Origin of the sequence: Pseudomonas sp. BIGb0278 (genome assembly GCF_024809895.1) — a bacterium.
Classification (GTDB): Bacteria; Pseudomonadota; Gammaproteobacteria; order Pseudomonadales; family Pseudomonadaceae; genus Aquipseudomonas; species Aquipseudomonas shirazensis.
On sequence record NZ_JANUEL010000003.1, the window covers coordinates 399,109 to 417,368 of the forward strand.

Below are 18,260 nucleotides of genomic sequence, written 5' to 3' on the forward strand. Positions count from 1 at the left end.
CAGAACGTTAACTGAGGGTGGCGTACAGCCGCCGCGAGGACGGCTGCGCCGGACCAGCCGTTACTGGGCGGACTTGATCGCCGCGCCGAGCTTTTTCGCGGCATCGGCCGGGTCGGCCTTGGGGTCGTTGATGTAGTTGGTGACCACATCGAAGAACGCGCCCTGCACTGCCAGGTTGGTCGCCATGTTGTGCGCCATGCTTGGTTGCAGGCCGCCGGTCTGGGCGTCGGCAAGGAAGTCCTTGGCCGAGGTCTGCGCGCAGGCATCGAAGCCATGCTTGGCCATGTCGACGAGCATGTCCTTACGTACCGGGATCGAGCCCTTGTTGCTGCTGAACAGCTTCTGGAAGTCCTGGCTCATCACCACTTTGGCGATGTCCTGCTGGCCAGCCGAAGTGCCGGCGTCCTTCTGCTTGAACACCACCAGCGAGTCGATGTTGTAGGTGAAGGCCTTGTCGGTACCCGGGAACGGCACGCACTGATAATCCTTGCCGGCGACCTTGTTGGCCAGGGTCCACTCGCTCTTGGCCCAGTCGCCCATGACCTGCATGCCGGCCTTGCCGTTGATGACCTTGGCGGCTTCCAGGTTCCAGTCCTGGCCTTTGCCGTCAGCGTCCATGTAGGTAGCGACGCGCTTGAGTTCGGTCAGCGCCTTGACCATGCCCGGTCCGGTCAGCACCTTTTGGTCAAGATCAACCAGCGCCTGCTTGTAACCGTCCGCGCCCATTACCGACAGCACCACCGCTTCGAACACGGTGCTGTCCTGCCATGGCTGGCCGCCGTGGGCGAGCGGGATGAAGCCGGCTGCCTTGAGTTTTTCGGCTGCGGCGTAGAACTCGTCGAGGGTGGTCGGCGCCTTGTCGATGCCGGCCTTGTTGAATACTTCGGGGTTGATCCACAGCCAGTTGACGCGGTGGATGTTGACCGGCACAGCGACATAGTCGCCCTCGTACTTGACGGTGTCGGCGACTTTCTGCTCCAGCAGGCCGTCCCAGTTCTGCTCTTTGGCCACGTCCTTGAGCACGTCACTGTCGAGCAGGCCGGTGGAGGCCCACTCCTGGATGTCCGGGCCCTTGATCTGGGCCACGCCTGGCGGGTTGCCGGCCACGGCTCGGCTCTTCAGTACGGTCATTGCGGTGGCACCGCCGCCGCCGGCAACAGCGCCATCTTTCCAGATGAAGCCGTCTTTTTCGATTTGAGCCTTGAGTACATCGACAGCAGCCTTTTCGCCACCAGAGGTCCACCAGTGCACCACTTCGACCGAGCCTTTGGCATCGGCGGCAGACGCGCTCAGGGGCAGCAGGGAGGCGAGGGAAATCGCGGCGGCGAGACGCAGAGTGGAGTTCATCGCAATACCTTTCTTGTTGTTATGCAGGGCAAGACTGTCGCTTGCATTGCACAGGAGTGTAATAACCCGGCAAGGCGCCTCAGGTAACGAAGCGCTGCGCGATTGTCATCAGTTGGTTACATTCGCCGCGCGAGGCCCGTGGCAAGGCTTGGCGCCAGAGCCAGGGTGGGCAACAGCACGGCCTGATAAGCGTGATAGAGGTCCGGTTTGCCCGCCCATATCGTCGCACTGGGGAGGTTGTCCGGGCTCAGTTCGTGGTGCCAGCTGCCGGCGTCGTTATCGATCAGATGCGCCTGGATGAACGCCCAGAAACGCCCGTACCAGCACTGGTATTGCGACTCCCCCGTGCGCTGCCACAACGCAGCGGCAGCGGCGCTGGCCTCGGCATGCACCCAGTGCAGGCGCTGGCGTACTACCGGGCGTTGTTGCCAGTCGAGGGTGTAGACGATTCCGGGGGCGCCGTCGGCGTGCCAGGCGTGCTGACAGGCGCTGGCAAACAGGCCGCGTGCGTCGGCCAGTAGCCAGTCGGGTGTCGCTAGATCGGCCAATTGCAGCGCAGCTTCAAGGTGCAGCAGCAGCCGCGCCCACTCGAAGCCGTGGCCGGGAGTAACGCCGTAGGGTCGATAGCCATCGGCGTGGTTGTCGCTGTTGTAATCGGTGAGCGGCTGCCAGTGCAGGTCGAAGTGCTCGATCACACTGAAGCCATTGGCACGCGCATGGCCGTGGATCACCCGCTCGACGATGCGCAGCGCACGCTGCAACCAGATCGGCTCGCCAGTCACGTCGGCAAGGGCCAAAAACGCTTCGGTGCCATGCATGTTGCTGTTGGCCCCGCGATAGGCCTCCTGCTGCTGCCAATCGCGACTGAAGCTTTCGCGCAGGGCACCCTCGCTTTCACTCCAGAAATGCGCCTCGATGATCTCGATGGCTTGCGCCAGCAAGGCCGGCGCAGCAGCGCTGCCGGCCACCTGCGCAGAACTCGCAGCAAGGGCAACGAAGGCGTGCAGGTAAGCGGCTTTGATGCTGTCGCCAGCGGGGGCCGCGCTGGCGTACCAGCCGCCGTGCTCGACATCGCGCAGCCTGCCGGCCAAGGCGGCGATGCCGAGCTCAACCAGTTCCAGACAACCGGGCCTGCCTTGTAGATGAGCCAAGGCGAAGCTGTGGGTCATCCGCGCGGTGGTAATGGTGTCGGCAATTGCGTCGGCGGCAAGGTGGCCGTAGCTGTCGAGGTTGCCGAAGCCGAGTTCCAGCTGTGAGGCTCTGGCGAAGGCCAGCAAACGCTGCCCTTCGGCATCCAGCCAGGCACTGTGCGGCCCGTCGATCAACGGCGATTGAGCATGATTCATCGGCCTGCTGCGTCCTTGTCGAGAACAGGCACGGCGCCTGTCGTGGCGGCCAAGTCTAGCCAGAGTGCTACGGCCAATAGGTCACAAAGGCCGCCATTGCTGTCACTGGCTGGTGACCAAGCGTTGCTCACTCGGCGCTGCGCGGCAGGCACAGGGTCACCCGCAGGCCGCCCTCGCGCAGGTTGAGCAAACTGACTTCACCGCCATGACTGTGGGCAATATTGCGCGCGATGCCCAGGCCCAGGCCATAGCCTTGCTGCTGCCCGGCCAGACGAAAATGCGGCTCGAACACCTGCTCCATTTGCTGCTGCGGCACACCCGGGCCGTGGTCATCGACCTGCAGCACAAAGCCCTCCGGGCCATCGATGATGCGCAGGTGCGCGCGCTCGCCGTACTTGATCGCGTTGTCGACCAGGTTGCCGATGCAGCGGCGCAGGGCCAACGCCTTGCCCGGATACGGCGCCAACGCCCGCCCCTCGACGGTGATCCGGCCGTCACGCAGGTACGGTTCAGCGAGAATTTCCAGCAGCTGGTTGAGATCGATCGGCTCGATGTTCTCGTGGATATCCGTGTCTTTGACGCACTGCAGTGCGCCTTTGACCAACAGCTCCAGCTCGTCCAAATCACGGCTGAACTGCGCTTGCAGGCGTTCGTCTTCAAGCAGCTCGACGCGCAGGCGCAGGCGCGTGATCGGCGTGCGCAAGTCGTGCGAGATCGCGCTGAATAGCTGGCTGCGCTCGGTCAGGTAACGGCTGATGCGCTCGCGCATACTGTTGAAGGCGCGACCTACCTCGACCACTTCGCTGCCGCCCCCCTCGGTCACCGGCACCACATCGGCGCCCAGCGACAGATCGCGGGCCGCGCGGGCCAGACGCTTCAACGGTCGACTTTGCCAGTGCACCAACAGGCCGATGAACAGCAGCAACATGGCCGTGGTCAGGGCAATGAAGCCGATCTGCTGACGCGGCAGGCGCTCGGCCTCAAGGCTGGTGTAGGGCTCCGGCAGCAGCGAGGCGATGTACAGCCACTCGCCTTCGGCCAGGCGGATCTGGTTGACCAGCACCGGTGGGTTGAGCGGTTCCAGGGTCAGCGAATAATGCGCCCACGAGCGCGGCAATTCATCGAGCTTGAGGCCGCTGTTGAAGATGCGCAGCTGATCGGGGCTGACGAACTCGACCGAAACTTCCACCTGCTGGCCGAGGCGCTCGTGCAGCACTTGCTGGAACACGTCGATGACTGCCTGCTTGCGCGGAGTGATCGGCAGCGTGGCCATGTCCAGCGGCTTGTCGTTGAGCGATACGAAAAAGCGCGTGCCGCCCATGCTGCGCAATTGGTCGAGGACCATTGGCCGATAGGCCACCGGCAACGAGCGGAAGTAACTGACACTGGCGCTCATCGAGTGGGCCAGGCTCTGCGCGCTGGCGCGCAGGCCCTGCAACTGGCTGGCGCGCAACTGCGCCACCCAGATCAAGCTCGACAGGCCCTGCGCCAGCAATACCACCAGCAGGGTCAACAGCAGCATGCGCCCCAGCAGCGAGCGCGGCAGCAGGCGCCAGCGGCGCTCAGTGGCTGCGGTTGACATGTGCCGCCAGCAGGTAGCCACTGCCGCGCACGGTGCGGATCAGCCGTGGCGGTTTGTCGGTATCGCGCAAGCGTGAACGCAGGCGGCTGACGGCCATGTCGACGATACGGTCGAGCGGCATCGGCTCGCGGCCACGGGTAGCATTGCCGATGGTGTCGCGATCGAGGATCTGCTGCGGGTGGTCGAGAAACAGCTTGAGCAAAGCAAAGTCGGCGCCCGACAGAATCACCTCTTCACCGTCGCGGTGGAACAGTCGATGGCTGACGGTATCCAGCTGCCATTCGTCAAACGCCAGCACGGCACTGGCGGGCGCTACCTGGCCAAACTCAGCACGGCGCAGCAAGGCCTTGATCCGCGCTTGCAACTCCCGTGGGCTGAACGGTTTGCCGAGGTAGTCATCGGCGCCCAGCTCCAGGCCGATGACCCGATCGGCCTCGTCGGAACTGGCGGTGAGCATGATGATCGGCACCCGCGACTGGCGCGGGTGCTGGCGCACCCAACGGCATAGGCTGAAGCCGTCTTCGTCGGGCAGCATCACGTCGAGAATCACCAGGTCACACGTCTTGCTGTCCAGCGCCTGGCGAAAACCCTGGCCATCGGCCTCGGCGCGCACCTGAAAGCCGGAGCGGCTCAAGTAGGTCTGCAGCAGTTCGCGGATGTCATGGTCGTCATCGACCATCAGGATCGATCGGGGGGCAGTGCTCACTGAAGTTCTTCCGTGTTGTTGGGCCCGCTCTGCGGCCCTTCGCGGGTGAACCCGCTCCCACAGGGTGAGGACGGCGCGGTCCTTGTGGGAGCGGGTTCACCCGCGAAGGGCAGCGCGGCGGCCCCAAGAAATCTAACGAGCCATCGCTTGCTGCAGCGCCACACCGGCACCCAACAGGCCAGAAAACTCAGCGGTGACCAACCATACCGGGATCCCGGCAAAATAGCCGCTCATGCAGCCCTTGTCGGCAAAGCTGGCAGCAAAACCGCTGCGCAGGAACAGCTCGGCAAACCGCGGGATCACGCCACCGACGATATACACCCCGCCGCGCGCGCCGAGGGTGAGTACGTTGTTGCCGGCAACCCGGCCAAGGAAGCAGCAGAACTGTTCGATCACGGCCAATGCCTGCGGCTCACCAGCCAGCGCAGCCTCGGTGACTTCCGCTGGGCTCAGGTGAACTGGCTGAACACCATCCAGCGCGCACATCGCCTGATACAAGCGCACCAGGCCGCCGCCGCTGAGTACGGTTTCGGCACTGACATGACCAATCTGGCTTTGGATCTGCTGATGGATCGCGGCTTCACGCGCGTTACCGACGGGCAGGTCGACATGGCCGCCCTCGCCTGGCACCGCCATCCACTGTTGCTGGTTGAGGTGCAACAAGCTGCCGACGCCCAGCCCGGTGCCAGGGCCGATCACCAGCGCCGGACGGGCTGGGTCGGCGTCACCGGCGCATACCGCCTGGAATTCACCAGGCAGCAAACGGGTCATGCCCAGCGCCATCGCCGAGAAGTCGTTGAGCAACAGCAGCTGCTTGACCTGAAGCATTTCGCAGAACGCCCGTCGGCTCAGCCGCCAGTGGTTGTTGGTGAACTGGAACTCATCGCCATCCACCGGCCCGGCAACCGCCAGACATACCGCCGCAAGCTCACCGCGTGCGATGCCCTGCTCCTGCAGGTACGCCTGGATCGCCTGTTCCAGACTGGTGTAGTCAGCCGTCGGCAACACCCGCACGGCGTGCAGCTGGTTGTCGCGCCAAAGGGCAAAACGTGCGTTGGTGCCACCGATGTCGCCAACCAGCAACTCATTCACTTGAGATTCTCCAGGCCAGAGGTAAAGGCGCTTGCGCCCTGTTCCGCTGAACTGAACGCCATGCGCATGAAACCAAACAGTTCGCGCCCGCAGCCCAGGTCATTGCCCTGGGGTGCAGGCGGCAGATCGCGGCTGGCCAGCTCTTCGGCCGAGACCATCACCCGCAAGGTGCCTTCGACACCATCAACGCGCACCATATCACCATCGCGCACACGTGCCAGCGGGCCGCCGTCGAACGCTTCCGGGCAGACGTGGATCGCCGCCGGAATCTTGCCCGAGGCGCCAGACATACGCCCATCGGTGACCAGCGCGACCTTGAAGCCGCGATCCTGCAGCACGCCGAGAAACGGCGTCATCTTGTGCAGCTCGGGCATGCCGTTGCAGCGCGGGCCCTGGAAGCGCATCACCGCGACGAAATCGCGCTCCAGCTCACCGGCCTTGAACGCATCGGCCAATGCCTGCTGATCTTCGAACACTCGCGCCGGCGCTTCGACCACGCGGTGCTCGGGCGCCACGGCGGAGACTTTCATCACGCCGCGGCCGAGGTTGCCTTCCATCACCCGCAGGCCGCCCTCGCTGGAGAATGGCCGCGAAGCCGGGCGCAGGATGTTCTCGTCCAGGCTTTGCAACGGGCCTTCGCGCCAGACCAGTCGGCCATCCTCAAGGAACGGCTCCTGGGTGTAGCGGCGCAGGCCGGGCCCGGCCACGGTGTTGACGTCGTCGTGCAGCAGCCCGGCATCGAGCAGCTCGCGAATCAGGAACGACATGCCGCCGGCGGCCTGGAAGTGGTTGATGTCGGCTTTGCCGTTGGGGTAGACGTTGGACAGGGTTGGCACGACCTCGGACAGGTCAGCCATGTCCTGCCAGGTCAACTGGATGCCGGCAGCCTGGGCAATCGCCGGGATGTGCAGGGTGTGGTTGGTCGAGCCGCCGGTGGCATGCAGGGCGACGATAGAGTTGACCAGGGCCTTTTCATCGACGATTTCGCCCAGCGGCATGAAGCTGCCGCTGGCTTTGGTCATGCGCGTGACCTGCTGCGCAGCTTCGGCGGTGAGGGCATCACGCAACGGCGTGTAAGGATTGACGAACGAGGCGCCGGGCAGGTGCAGGCCCATCACTTCCATCACCAGCTGGTTGGTGTTGGCGGTGCCGTAGAAGGTGCAGGTGCCGGGGCTGTGGTAGGAGTTCATTTCCGACTCGAGCAGCTCTTCGCGGCTGGCCTTGCCTTCGGCATAGCGCTGGCGCACATCGGCCTTCTGCTTGTTGGAAATGCCCGACGGCATTGGTCCGCCAGGGACGAAGATGGTCGGCAGATGGCCGAAGCGCAACGCGCCCATCATCAGGCCAGGGACGATCTTGTCGCAGATGCCGAGCATCAAGGCGGCGTCGAACATGTTGTGCGACAGGGCAATCGCGGTGGACATCGCGATCACTTCGCGGCTGGCGATGGCCAGCTCCATGCCCGGCTCACCCTGGGTGACGCCATCGCACATGGCCGGCACACCGCCGGCAAACTGACCGACCGAGCCGATCTCGCGCAGCGCCTGTTTGATCTGCTCGGGGAAATGCTGGTACGGCTGATGCGCAGAAAGCATGTCGTTATAAGCCGAAACGATTGCCACGTTGGCGGCATTCATCATGCGCAGGCTGTGTTTGTCTTCGCTACCGCAGCCGGCCACGCCGTGGGCGAAGTTGGCGCACTGCAGGCTGGCGCGCATCGGGCCGTCACTGGCCGCACCGCGAATCAGTTGCAGATAACGTTCACGGGTAGGACGGCTACGTTCGATCAGCCGTTGGGTGACCTCTAGGATGCGCGGGTGCATGTACTGAACTCCAGGCTGACGGTAAGGGTGATCTGAAGCGGGATTTCCCCTCCCCCCGATTGCGACCTAGGCTCAAGTGAAACCTGCCTGGTGCAACGTGGAAGCAGCTCGCCCGACCACTCGTTGTATGTTTACACAAAATACTGCCATCAAAAGGGCTTGTTTTCTATCCCATAACGCATAATCTTGTAATTCCAATAACAAAATCGTTTCAGTGAATGCGTGCTCCACGGCAATAGGCCTTGTGCCACAGCCTTCACCCGACTGCCAGAGGTATTACCATGACCCTACGCATCGCCATCAACGGATTCGGCCGTATCGGGCGCAACGTCCTGCGCGCACTGTATACCCAAGGCTACCGGCAAGACCTGCAGGTCGTCGCCATCAACGATCTGGGCGACAGCGCAATGAACGCCCACCTGCTCAAGTACGACAGCGTCCACGGCATTTTCGATGCACAGGTCGAGGCCGATCATGAAAGCCTGACCGTCAACGGCGACCGCATCGCGGTCAGCGCCATCCGTAATCCGGCCGAGCTGCCGTGGAAGGCCGAAGCCATCGACGTCGTGTTCGAATGCACCGGGCTGTTCACCGACCGCGCCAAGGCTGCAGCACATTTGAGCGCCGGCGCCGGCAAGGTGATCATTTCGGCGCCGGGCAAGGGCGTTGACGCCACCATCGTCTACGGGGTCAACCATGATGTGCTGCGTGCCTCGCACCAGATCATCTCCAGCGCCTCCTGCACCACCAACTGCCTGGCGCCGATTGCCCAGGTGCTGCACCGCGAGTTCGGCATCGAGCAGGGTTTGATGACTACCATTCACGCCTACACCAACGATCAGGTCCTCACCGACGTGTACCACAGCGACCCATACCGGGCGCGTTCGGCCACCCAGTCGATGATCCCGAGCAAGACCGGCGCCGCCGAAGCGGTCGGCCTGGTGCTGCCGGAACTGGCGGGCAAGCTGACCGGCATGGCCGTGCGCGTGCCGGTGATCAATGTGTCGCTGGTGGACCTGACCGTCAACCTCAAGCGCGAAGCCAGCGCCGAGCAGGTCAACCAGCTGTTCCTCGAAGCCAGCCGCCATTCGCGGGTCCTGGGTTACAACGCCCTGCCGCTGGTATCATGCGACTTCAACCACAACCCGTTGTCGTCGATCTTCGATGCCAACCACACCCGCAGCAATGGTCGCATGCTCAAGGTGCTGGCCTGGTATGACAACGAGTGGGGCTTCTCCAACCGCATGCTCGACAACTGCCTGGCGCTGCACAACGCGCAGTAAGCTGGCTCGCCCAGCAGCAGCGCAGACATTGCGCTGCCTGCTCGGGCCGGACATACGCCTCGCAAGGGATCAGTTTTAACGCTTGACCAATACAGGTGATGATAAGCATTATCATTAACCTCCGTATCGGCCAGGTCGCCCCGTGAGTCAGTCACGCTTCAATATCGTCTTCCTAACCCAACGCCTCAGCCTGCTGCGCACGCTGCAAGGCATGGTGGGCAACCCCAGTACCGCTGAAGACCTGCTCCAGGAAACCTACCTGCGGGTAACCCGCGCCCTCGGCGAACGGCCGGTCGAACACCTTGAGCCGTTCGTGTTCCAGACTGCCCGCAACCTGGCCCTGGATCACCTGCGCGCCCGCCGCGTACAAGCGCGCACGCTGGTCGAGGATGTACCCGAGCAAGTCCTGCACAACGTCGCCGCCCCCACCAGCAGCAGCGAGGACGCAGCCCACGCCGAGCAGTTGCTCAAGCACCTGAGTGTCAGCCTTGGCCAACTGAGCACGCGCCAGCAGCGCATCTTCATCCTCAGCCGCCTGCACGGCGCCAGCTACCTGGAGATTGCCGAGCAGTTGCAGGTTTCGGCGAGCACGGTGCAAAAGGAACTGAAACTGATCATGGCCATCTGCATGGGTGTGGCCGAGCGGCTCAAGTAAGCCGACCGCTGGCCCGCCAGGATCGGTAAAGCGCTTGCCTTGGCCCGTTGCAGCCCCGATCATTCGGCAAAATCCCCCAAGCAAGGACCCTTCGTGACCGACAGCCCCAGCCCACGCCCGACACCTGCCGGGCCCGATGCCCGCGCGCGTGCCATGGACGAGGCACTGGACTGGCTGCTGCGCCTGCAATGCGCCAGCGCAGCAGACACCGCAGCCTTCGAGGTCTGGCTGAGCGCTGCGCCGGAAAACGCCGAGGCCTATGTCGAGGCCGAAGCGGTGTGGAACGGTGTGCCCCTGCGTCAGGCCGCCGGGCAGATCCACCAGACCCAGCGCAACGCTCCAGCCGCTCGCCTGCGCCGCCACTGGAAGCCACTGGCCAGCGCAGCCGTGCTACTGGTCGGCCTGTTCAGCTTCGGCAACCTGCCGGTGCGCCTGCAGGCCGATCACCTGACCGTGGTCGGCGAGCGCCAGCGGCTGCAGCTGGACGACGGCACCAAGGTCCTGCTCAACACCGACTCGGCGTTTGCCAGCGATGTGCGCGACGGCCAGCCAGTGGCCCGCCTGCTGCAAGGCGAGGCGTATTTTCAGGTAAACCGTGCCGGTGAGCAGGCGCTTGAGGTGCAGGCCGGGCCGATGCGTGCGCAGGTCCGCGACACCGACTTTGCCGTGCGCTACCTGGATGGCCAGGCGCAGGTCCGCGTGCAGCGCGGCGATGTTGACCTGCACGCTGCCAGTGATCAGCACATTCGCCTGCGCGCCGGTGACAGCATCAGCGTTGGCCCGCAGGGTTTTGGCCAGCCCAGCCGCCCCGATATGCGCCAGGATCTGGCCTGGGTCGAGGGCCGCCTGGTGTTCGAGAACTGCCCGCTGAGCGAAGTGCTGGCCGAGGTGCGCCGTTACTATCCGGGCTGGATCATCAGCCGCAACGGCGCGCTCGAGCAGGTTGCCGTGACTGGTAACTACCGCCTCGACCAACCGCTGGAAACCTTGCGCGCGCTGGCCCAGATCACCTCAGCCAGGCTGCATGAATACCCGGCGCTGGTGATCCTCAACTGAATCGCTGACTGCCGCCTGAATTATTTTTACGCGATCGCTACCGACAACACGTCTCGTTATAGCCAATGCAACTGATTCTTGTTTTTAAACAAGAACAAGCATCACCTATAACAGTTCGCGCGTCTGGGAGCGCTTTCGATGTCCACAGCTCAACTCCGCCCGTCACCCCGCCGCCTGGGGCAGCTGTCTCTGCTGACCTTGGCCCTGATCGCCAGTGGCGCCGTCAGCCTGCCGGCCCTGGCCGCAGAGCCGGCCCAGGCCAGCAGCCCGCGCATGGGCGATTACCGCTTCAGCATCAGCCAACAACCGCTGGTTGCGGCCATCAACGCCTTCAGCCAGGTTACCGGCTGGCAGGTCGGCTTCAGCGCCGAGGTCGCCGAGGGTATCTCATCGCCCGGCGTCCAGGGCTCGCTGCCAGCCGAGCCTGCGCTGCAGCGTTTGCTGCAAGGCACCGGGCTGAGCTACCGCAAGATCGGTAACGGCAACGTGGTGCTTGAACGCCAGTCGGCCAGCAGTGTGATTGCCCTGCAGCAACTGACCGTCAGCGCCACCCGCAGCGCCCAGGATGTCAGCCAGGTACCGAGCACCGTCACTGTGCAGACCCGCGAGCAGCTGGATCGACAGAACGTCAACGATATCCAGCAATTGGTGCGTTACGAGCCGGGTGTTTCGGTTGGCGGCACCGGCCAGCGCAGCGGCCTCAACGGCTACAACATCCGCGGCATCGACGGTGAACGGATCCTGACCCAGATCGACGGAGTGTCGATCCCCGACAGTTTCTTCTACGGCCCCTACGCGCAGACCCAACGCAACTATGTCGACCCGGAAATCGTCAAGCGCGTAGAGATCCTGCGCGGCCCGGCTTCGGTGCTGTACGGCAGCAACGCCATCGGCGGCGCGGTCAGCTACTTCACCCTCGACGCGGACGACATCATCAAACCGGGCAAGGACATCGGCGCACGCTTGAAGACCGGCTACAGCTCGGCTGACGAAAGCTGGCTGACCTCGGCCACCATCGCCGGCCGTCAGGGCGATGTCGACGGCCTGCTGCACCTGAGCCAGCGTAACGGCCATGAGACCGAGTCCTATGGCGAGCACAACGGCACTGGCCTTGATCGCACCGCCGCCAACCCGGAGGACGTGCGCACTACCAACGTGCTGGCCAAGGCCGGCTGGAACTATGCCGATGATGCGCGGCTGGGTTTCACCTACGAAAACTACAAGGATGATCGCGACCAGAACATCCTCAGTGCCGTGGGCGGGCCATTCATTCCAGGGCGTGGCCCGATGAACTCGTACCGCGAGCGCCAGGGCAATGACACGGTTACCCGCGAGCGCTTTGGCATCAATCACGAATTCGGCCTCGACAGCCTGTTCGCCGACCGCGCCAAGTGGAGCCTGAACTACCAGATCGCCAAGACCGACCAGCGCACCGAAGAGCTGTATGTCGCCTCGGGCCGCCAGGTAGCGCGTGATCGCAAGACCACCTACAAGGACCGCCAGTGGGTATTCGACGGGCAGCTGGACAAGTCCTTCAGCATCGGCCAGACCGACCATCTGCTGACCTACGGCACCACCCTCAAGCACGAAGAAGTCACCGGTACGCGCAGCGGCAGCGGCACCTGCCTGAACGTCGGCGGCAGCTGCACGGCAGTAGGCCAAGCCAGCGATGGCCAAGTGCTGGTCAGCGACTTCCCCGACCCGACCGTCGACACCTACAGCCTGTTCGCCCAGGACGAAATCCGCTGGAACAGCTGGACCTTCCTGCCCGGCGCGCGCTACGACTACACGCGCATGCGACCGGAGATGACCGACGCCTTCCTGCGTGGCATTCAGGGCACCGGCGTTGCTCCGACTGCAATCGACGACTCGGACAAGAAGTGGCATCGCCTGTCGCCCAAGCTTGGCGTGACCTACGCCTTTGACGACAACTACACCTGGTACGGCCAGTACGCCGAAGGCTTCCGCACGCCGACGGCCAAGTCGATGTACGGGCGCTTCGACAACCCGATTGTGGGCTACCGGGTAGAGGGTAATCCGGGCCTGGAGCCGGAAAAAAGCAAGAGTTATGAAACCGGCCTGCGCGGCAACTTTGCCGCAGGTAACTTCGATGTCGCGGTGTTCTACAACAAGTACCGGGATTTCATCAACGAAGACGCCGTGCAGTCGGCCAACCTCGGCACCACCTTCCAGGCCAGCAACATCAAGCACGCCACCATCAAGGGCGCCGAGTTCAAAGGCCGCTTGAACCTCGATCACTTTGGCGCACCGCAGGGACTGTATGGCCAGACCTCGATTGCCTATGCCAACGGTCGCAACGATGACAATGGCCAGCCGATCAACAGCGTCAACCCGCTGACCGGCGTGTTTGGTCTCGGTTATGACCAGGCCGACTATGGCGCCCTGCTCAGCTGGACTTTGGTCAAACGCAAGACCCGCGTCGACGACAGCGCCTTCTTCGCTCCGGACGGCGCCAGCACCCAGTTCCGCAGCCCGGGCTACGGCGTGCTCGACTTGAGCGGTTTCTACAAAGTCACCGACGACGTCACCGTCAACGCCGGGCTGTACAACCTGACCAACAAGAAGTACTGGCAGTGGGATTCGGTGCGTGGCTACGACGGCCAGGGCGAAGCGGCGGTGACCCAGCCGGCCAACCTCGACCGCCTGACCATGCCCGGGCGCAATTTTGCCGTGAACGTCATCTGGGATATCTGACCTGCGCCGGCGCGATGCCCCGGCGAAACTGATATCTGGCGGGCGCCGCGTTCCCTGTAGGAGCGGCCTTGTGTCGCGAAAGGGTCGCGTAGCGGCCCCGGCATTCTGTGGTGCTGCGCAGATCCTGGGCCCGCTACGCGCGCCTTTCGCGACACGAGGCCGCTCCTACATGGACCTGCGCTGCCAGGACTATTGAGCATGAATTTTTACTGTGTTCAGCCCGCTTGTTCGTCTCGTAACTAGACCGCCCTTTTTCCAAGGATCCACCATGACCAACGCCGCCAACGCCGAGCGCCCGCTGCTGCGCTCGCAACGCCTGAATCAAGCGACCAACGCCCCACACACCGAGCTCGACGCACTGGTCAAAGCCCACGCGCCGTTTGCCAACCGTGACAACTTTGCCCGCTTCGTGGTCGCCCAGTACTTGTTCCAGTCCGAGCTGCAGGCGCTGTACAACGACCCACAACTGATCGCTATCGTGCCCGACCTGGCCGCACGCTGCCGCGCCGATCAGGCTCGCCTGGACCTGGCCGATCTCGATACCGCAGTGCCGGCGCCCGTGGCTGGCGCGTTGCAGGCGCCGAGCCTGGGCGAGGCACTGGGCTGGATCTTCGTCTCCGAAGGCTCCAAACTGGGCGCCGCTTTTTTGATCAAGCGTGCAGTGGCACTGGAGCTGTCCGACAGCTTTGGCGCACGTCACCTGGGTGAGCCGGCCGGTGGCCGTGCCGAAGGCTGGAAACAGTTCACTCGCATCCTCGACGGCCTGGAGCTGTCGGCTGAAGAAGACGCAGCCGCCGAGCGTGCTGCAGTCGCCGCCTTCGAGCGCTTCACCGAGTTGCTCAAGCATGCCTACGCGGCAGAAGTCGCGCCGGCCTGATACGCTTTACCCGGTCACCGCGGTGGTGGCCGGCCGTTTTTGCAGTGAGACCATGACCCAACTTGCCCGCTCGAAACTGACCCGCCTGCTGTACGCGATCCTGGCTTATGTGAGCCTGGGGATCGGCTTGGTGGCGATTGTCATTCCGGGCCTGCCGACCACCGAGTTCATTCTGCTTGCAGCCTGGGCCGCGACGCGCAGCTCGCCGCGGCTGAGCGCCTGGCTGGAGAACCATCGGCTGTTCGGGCCGATCCTGCACAACTGGCGCAACGGCCGGGTGATCCAGCGCCGGGCGAAAATCAGCGCCACCGTGAGCATGCTGATTTGCGCCTGCCTGATGCTGACCTTTCTCGAGCACCGTTGGCCGGTGTTTCTGGCCATCGCCGGCATGAGCCTGGGCAACCTGTGGATCTGGTCACGCCCGGAGCGCGTTCAGCCCGCAGCCTCCAACTGCAACGCCGGCTGAGCTAGAGCGTCAACAACCCCGCGTACAGCGCATACGCGGCCACGCCTGCACCTGCCAGCACCGCAGCGAAAATCAGCTTTTCCCAGCCGGTGAAGAGCGCCTGGCCCTGCTCGTGCTTGGCCCTTGCAAACAGAATCACCCCTGGCGCATACAGCAACGCCGAGAGCAGCAGGTACTTGAGCCCGCCGGCGTACAACAGCCAGATCGCGTAGACCAGCGCCAGGCCGGCCACCACCAGGTCCTTGCGGCGCAGCCCGGCTTGCTCGGCATAGCCTTCACCGCGCAGCGCCAGCAGCACCGCATAGGCCGCCGACCACAGGTACGGCACCAGAATCATCGACGACGCCAGATAGATCAGGCTGGTGTAGGTGCCTGCCGAAAACAGCGTGATCAGCAAAAAGCCCTGGATCATGCAGTTGGTCAGCCACAGCGCGTTGGCCGGCACGTGATTGGCGTTCTCGACGGTGAGAAAACGCGGCATGGTCTTGTCCTTGGCCGTGGCGTAGAGGATCTCTGCACACAACAGTGCCCACGACAGCAGCGCGCCCAGCAGTGACACCGCCAGGCCAAGGCTGATCAGCAGCGCGCCCCATGGGCCGACGATATGCTCCAGCACCGCTGCCAGCGACGGGTTCTGCAACCCCGCCAGCTCCGGCTGGGTCATCACCCCAAGCGACAGCACGTTGACCAGCACCAGCAAGGCGAGCACGCCGAGAAAGCCGATCACGGTCGCCTTGCCCACGTCTGAACGGCGCTGGGCCCGCGCCGAGTACACGCTCGCGCCCTCGATGCCGATAAACACGAACACGGTCACCAGCATCATGTTGCGGACCTGCTCCATGACGCTGCCGAACTGCGGGTTGCTCGCGCCCCAGAAGTCGCGGGTGAAGACTTCGGCACGAAACGCCACGGCGGCAATCACGATGAAAATCAGCAGTGGCACTACCTTGGCCACGGTAGTGATCAGGTTGATGAACGCGGCTTCCTTGATCCCACGCAGCACCACAAAGTGCACGCACCAGAGCAACATCGAGGCGCAGCCGATCGCCACCGGCGTATTGCCCTCGCCGAACATCGGGAAATAAAACCCCAGGGTGCTGAACAGCAGTACGAAGTAGCCGACGTTGCCCAGCCAGGCGCTGATCCAGTAGCCCCACGCCGAAGAGAAACCCATGTAGTCGCCAAAGCCGGCCTTGGCGTAGGCATACACCCCCGAGTCGAGTTCGGGTTTGCGGTTGGCCAGGGTCTGGAACACGAACGCCAGCGCCAGCATGCCTACGGCGGTGATGCCCCAGCCGATCAACACAGCGCCGGCGTCGGCGCGGGCGGCCATGTTCTGCGGCAGCGAAAAGATTCCGCCACCTATCATCGAACCCACTACCAGCGCAATCAATGCACCGAGTCGCAGTTTATTTCCAGGCTCGCTCATTGGGCGCCCACCGTTGGTTGATGTCATCTGCACGCAAAACTTTTGAGCCCATATAAATAGCGCTGTATATGCGCTGTCACCCTTAAACGCTATAGCACTAATAGCAACACTGTCTATAGGCGATCCTGTGCGCCAGTGGGAGACTGCCGGGCAACTATAGCCTCTGCAGTAATAATTTTAATTTACGCTGAAAATTTGCCTATCCAGTAAAAGCGGCTAGTTTGAAACATCGCAGGCAGAACAGAGTGTTTACTCTACCTAGACATGGAGTTGCCGGTGCAAAGGCCTGCAGCAGAGCGGTCGGCACACTCCAGGAGACACGTCTGGCCCAGGCCTTACGTTGCCATGAACTGATCTACATCAGCGAATGCCGGCGGCGTCAGGTTTACCATGACGTCAACTTTCTCCTGGTACGGAGTCGTTAAATGTCTGATTCTCCCGAAAAACTTAAACTCGGCGCACTGGTCGCACTTGTGGTCGGCTCGATGATTGGTGGCGGGATATTTTCCCTGCCGCAAAACATGGCCGCCAGTGCCGGTGTGGGCGCGGTATTGATTGGCTGGGCAATTACCGCAGTAGGCATGTTGACCCTGGCGTTCGTATTCCAGACCCTGGCCAATCGCAAGCCCGATCTGGACGGTGGCGTGTATGCCTACGCCAAGGCTGGATTTGGTGACTACATGGGCTTTTCCTCAGCCTGGGGTTACTGGATCAGTGCCTGGCTGGGCAACGTCGGTTACTTCGTGCTGTTGTTCAGCACGCTCGGTTATTTCTTCCCGGTATTTGGCGAAGGCAACACGCCGGCGGCGGTGATCGGCGCCTCGATCCTGCTCTGGGCCGTGCATTTTCTGGTGCTGCGCGGGATCAAGGAAGCCGCCTTCATCAACCTGGTGACGACCATCGCCAAGGTGGTGCCGCTGGCCTTGTTCGCGCTGATCTGCCTGTTCGCGTTCAAGCTCGACGTGATCACCGCCGACATCTGGGCGGTCGGCTCGCCGGACCTGGGCAGCGTGATGAACCAGGTGCGCAACATGATGCTGGTCACCGTGTGGGTGTTCATCGGCATCGAGGGCGCGAGCATCTTCTCCTCCCGCGCAGAAAAACGCGCCGACGTCGGCAAGGCCACGGTAATCGGCTTTATCACCGTGCTGCTGTTCCTGGTGCTGATCAACGTGCTGTCGATGGGCGTGATGACCCAACCGGAACTGGCCAAGCTGCAGAACCCGTCGATGGCGGCAGTGCTTGAGCATGTGGTCGGCCACTGGGGCGCGGTGCTGATCAGCGTCGGCCTGATCATCTCGCTGCTCGGGGCGTTGCTGTCGTGGGTGCTGCTGTGCGCCGAGATCATGTTCGCGGCGGCCAAGGACCACACCATGCCGGAGTTCCTGCGCCGCGAAAACGCCAACCATGTCCCGACCAACGCCCTTTGGCTGACAAACGCGATGGTGCAGGTGTTCCTGATCATCACCCTGTTCTCGGCCAGCACCTACCTGTCACTGATCTACCTCGCCACCTCGATGATCCTGGTGCCCTACCTGTGGTCGGCGGCCTACGGCTTTCTCATGGCGCTGCGCGGCGAAACCTACGAACAAGCACCCGGTGAGCGGCGCAAGGACCTGCTGATCGGCGCCATCGCCCTGCTCTACGCGATCTGGCTACTGTATGCCGGCGGCATGAAGTACCTGCTGCTGTCGGCGCTGCTGTATGCGCCTGGGGCGATCCTGTTCGCCAAGGCCAAGCGTGAACTGGGGCAACCGATCTTCACCAGCATGGAGAAGCTGATCTTCGCCGCAGTAGTCGTCGGCGCGCTGGTGGCGGCCTACGGCCTGTATGACGGTTTCCTGACCCTTTAATCACCGAATCTGCATCATGGAGGCAATCAC

The 18,260-nt window shown here is 63.3% G+C and carries 14 protein-coding genes; 7 read left to right on the top strand and 7 right to left on the bottom strand.

Annotation, left to right across the window (positions count from 1 at the left end; genetic code table 11):
• Window positions 1–60 precede the first annotated feature (60 nt).
• From M2396_RS14575 to edd, 6 genes are all read right to left on the bottom strand, one after another.
• Window positions 61–1,347 carry an ABC transporter substrate-binding protein gene (locus M2396_RS14575; protein ID WP_150571065.1) on the bottom strand — a complete coding sequence of 429 codons (1,287 nt, stop codon included), beginning with the start codon at window positions 1,345–1,347 and terminating at the stop codon, window positions 61–63.
• Window positions 1,348–1,463: 116 nt separating this feature from the next.
• Window positions 1,464–2,693: an AGE family epimerase/isomerase gene (locus M2396_RS14580; protein WP_259075680.1), complete on the bottom strand. Its 1,230-nt coding sequence runs from the start codon at window positions 2,691–2,693 to the stop codon at window positions 1,464–1,466.
• Window positions 2,694–2,820: 127 nt separating this feature from the next.
• A complete protein-coding gene (locus M2396_RS14585; protein WP_103436225.1) occupies window positions 2,821–4,275 on the bottom strand; it encodes an ATP-binding protein in 1,455 nt (484 codons plus the stop codon).
• The gene (locus M2396_RS14590; protein ID WP_259075682.1) at window positions 4,256–4,981 is read right to left on the bottom strand and encodes a response regulator; all 726 of its coding nucleotides are present in this window, start codon (window positions 4,979–4,981) and stop codon (window positions 4,256–4,258) included. The genes M2396_RS14585 and M2396_RS14590 overlap by 20 nt, the downstream gene beginning before the upstream one ends.
• A 132-nt stretch (window positions 4,982–5,113) precedes the next feature.
• The gene (locus M2396_RS14595) at window positions 5,114–6,073 is read right to left on the bottom strand and encodes a glucokinase (RefSeq protein WP_259075684.1); all 960 of its coding nucleotides are present in this window, start codon (window positions 6,071–6,073) and stop codon (window positions 5,114–5,116) included.
• Window positions 6,070–7,896 carry a phosphogluconate dehydratase gene (edd, locus tag M2396_RS14600; RefSeq protein WP_150571069.1) on the bottom strand — a complete coding sequence of 609 codons (1,827 nt, stop codon included), beginning with the start codon at window positions 7,894–7,896 and terminating at the stop codon, window positions 6,070–6,072. Before edd ends, M2396_RS14595 begins: the two co-directional genes overlap by 4 nt.
• Window positions 7,897–8,177: 281 nt before the next feature.
• Between edd and gap the strand changes: the two genes are divergently transcribed.
• The 6 genes from gap (at window position 8,178) to M2396_RS14630 (ending at window position 14,948) form a co-directional block, all read left to right on the top strand.
• The gene (gap, locus tag M2396_RS14605) at window positions 8,178–9,179 is read left to right on the top strand and encodes a type I glyceraldehyde-3-phosphate dehydrogenase (RefSeq protein ID WP_101316958.1); all 1,002 of its coding nucleotides are present in this window, start codon (window positions 8,178–8,180) and stop codon (window positions 9,177–9,179) included.
• A 142-nt stretch (window positions 9,180–9,321) separates the two neighbouring features.
• On the top strand, window positions 9,322–9,834 hold the full coding sequence (locus tag M2396_RS14610) for an RNA polymerase sigma factor (RefSeq protein WP_101316956.1): 513 nt from the start codon (window positions 9,322–9,324) through the stop codon (window positions 9,832–9,834).
• Window positions 9,835–9,927: 93 nt separating this feature from the next.
• Window positions 9,928–10,890, top strand: a complete 963-nt coding sequence (locus tag M2396_RS14615; protein WP_259075689.1) for a FecR domain-containing protein — start codon at window positions 9,928–9,930, stop codon at window positions 10,888–10,890.
• A 138-nt stretch (window positions 10,891–11,028) separates the two neighbouring features.
• On the top strand, window positions 11,029–13,605 hold the full coding sequence (locus M2396_RS14620) for a TonB-dependent receptor (RefSeq protein ID WP_259075691.1): 2,577 nt from the start codon (window positions 11,029–11,031) through the stop codon (window positions 13,603–13,605).
• Between the two features lie 268 nt (window positions 13,606–13,873).
• Window positions 13,874–14,482, top strand: coding sequence for a biliverdin-producing heme oxygenase (locus M2396_RS14625; RefSeq protein WP_150572044.1), 609 nt, complete (start codon window positions 13,874–13,876; stop codon window positions 14,480–14,482).
• A 52-nt stretch (window positions 14,483–14,534) separates the two neighbouring features.
• The gene (locus tag M2396_RS14630; protein WP_103436217.1) at window positions 14,535–14,948 is read left to right on the top strand and encodes a YbaN family protein; all 414 of its coding nucleotides are present in this window, start codon (window positions 14,535–14,537) and stop codon (window positions 14,946–14,948) included.
• Between the two features lies 1 nt (window position 14,949).
• Here the strand turns inward: M2396_RS14630 and arcD (M2396_RS14635) are convergent, their stop codons facing one another.
• Window positions 14,950–16,377, bottom strand: a complete 1,428-nt coding sequence (gene arcD / locus M2396_RS14635; protein ID WP_259075694.1) for an arginine-ornithine antiporter — start codon at window positions 16,375–16,377, stop codon at window positions 14,950–14,952.
• 425 nt (window positions 16,378–16,802) lie between these two features.
• Here arcD (M2396_RS14635) and arcD (M2396_RS14640) point away from each other — a divergent pair, with 425 nt between their 5' ends.
• Window positions 16,803–18,230 carry an arginine-ornithine antiporter gene (arcD, locus tag M2396_RS14640; RefSeq protein WP_101316946.1) on the top strand — a complete coding sequence of 476 codons (1,428 nt, stop codon included), beginning with the start codon at window positions 16,803–16,805 and terminating at the stop codon, window positions 18,228–18,230.
• The last annotated feature ends 30 nt before the right edge of the window (window positions 18,231–18,260 follow it).

Bases quoted from the DNA above. Each gene is read 5' to 3' on its own strand.
- M2396_RS14575 (WP_150571065.1), bottom strand. From the start codon at position 1,347: ATGAACTCCACTCTGCGTCTCGCCGCCGCGATTTCCCTCGCCTCCCTG.
- M2396_RS14580 (WP_259075680.1), bottom strand. From the start codon at position 2,693: ATGAATCATGCTCAATCGCCGTTGATCGACGGGCCGCACAGTGCCTGG.
- M2396_RS14585 (WP_103436225.1), bottom strand. From the start codon at position 4,275: ATGTCAACCGCAGCCACTGAGCGCCGCTGGCGCCTGCTGCCGCGCTCG.
- edd (WP_150571069.1), bottom strand. From the start codon at position 7,896: ATGCACCCGCGCATCCTAGAGGTCACCCAACGGCTGATCGAACGTAGC.
- gap (WP_101316958.1), top strand. From the start codon at position 8,178: ATGACCCTACGCATCGCCATCAACGGATTCGGCCGTATCGGGCGCAAC.
- M2396_RS14620 (WP_259075691.1), top strand. From the start codon at position 11,029: ATGTCCACAGCTCAACTCCGCCCGTCACCCCGCCGCCTGGGGCAGCTG.
- M2396_RS14625 (WP_150572044.1), top strand. From the start codon at position 13,874: ATGACCAACGCCGCCAACGCCGAGCGCCCGCTGCTGCGCTCGCAACGC.
- M2396_RS14630 (WP_103436217.1), top strand. From the start codon at position 14,535: ATGACCCAACTTGCCCGCTCGAAACTGACCCGCCTGCTGTACGCGATC.
- arcD (WP_259075694.1), bottom strand. From the start codon at position 16,377: ATGAGCGAGCCTGGAAATAAACTGCGACTCGGTGCATTGATTGCGCTG.
- arcD (WP_101316946.1), top strand. From the start codon at position 16,803: ATGTCTGATTCTCCCGAAAAACTTAAACTCGGCGCACTGGTCGCACTT.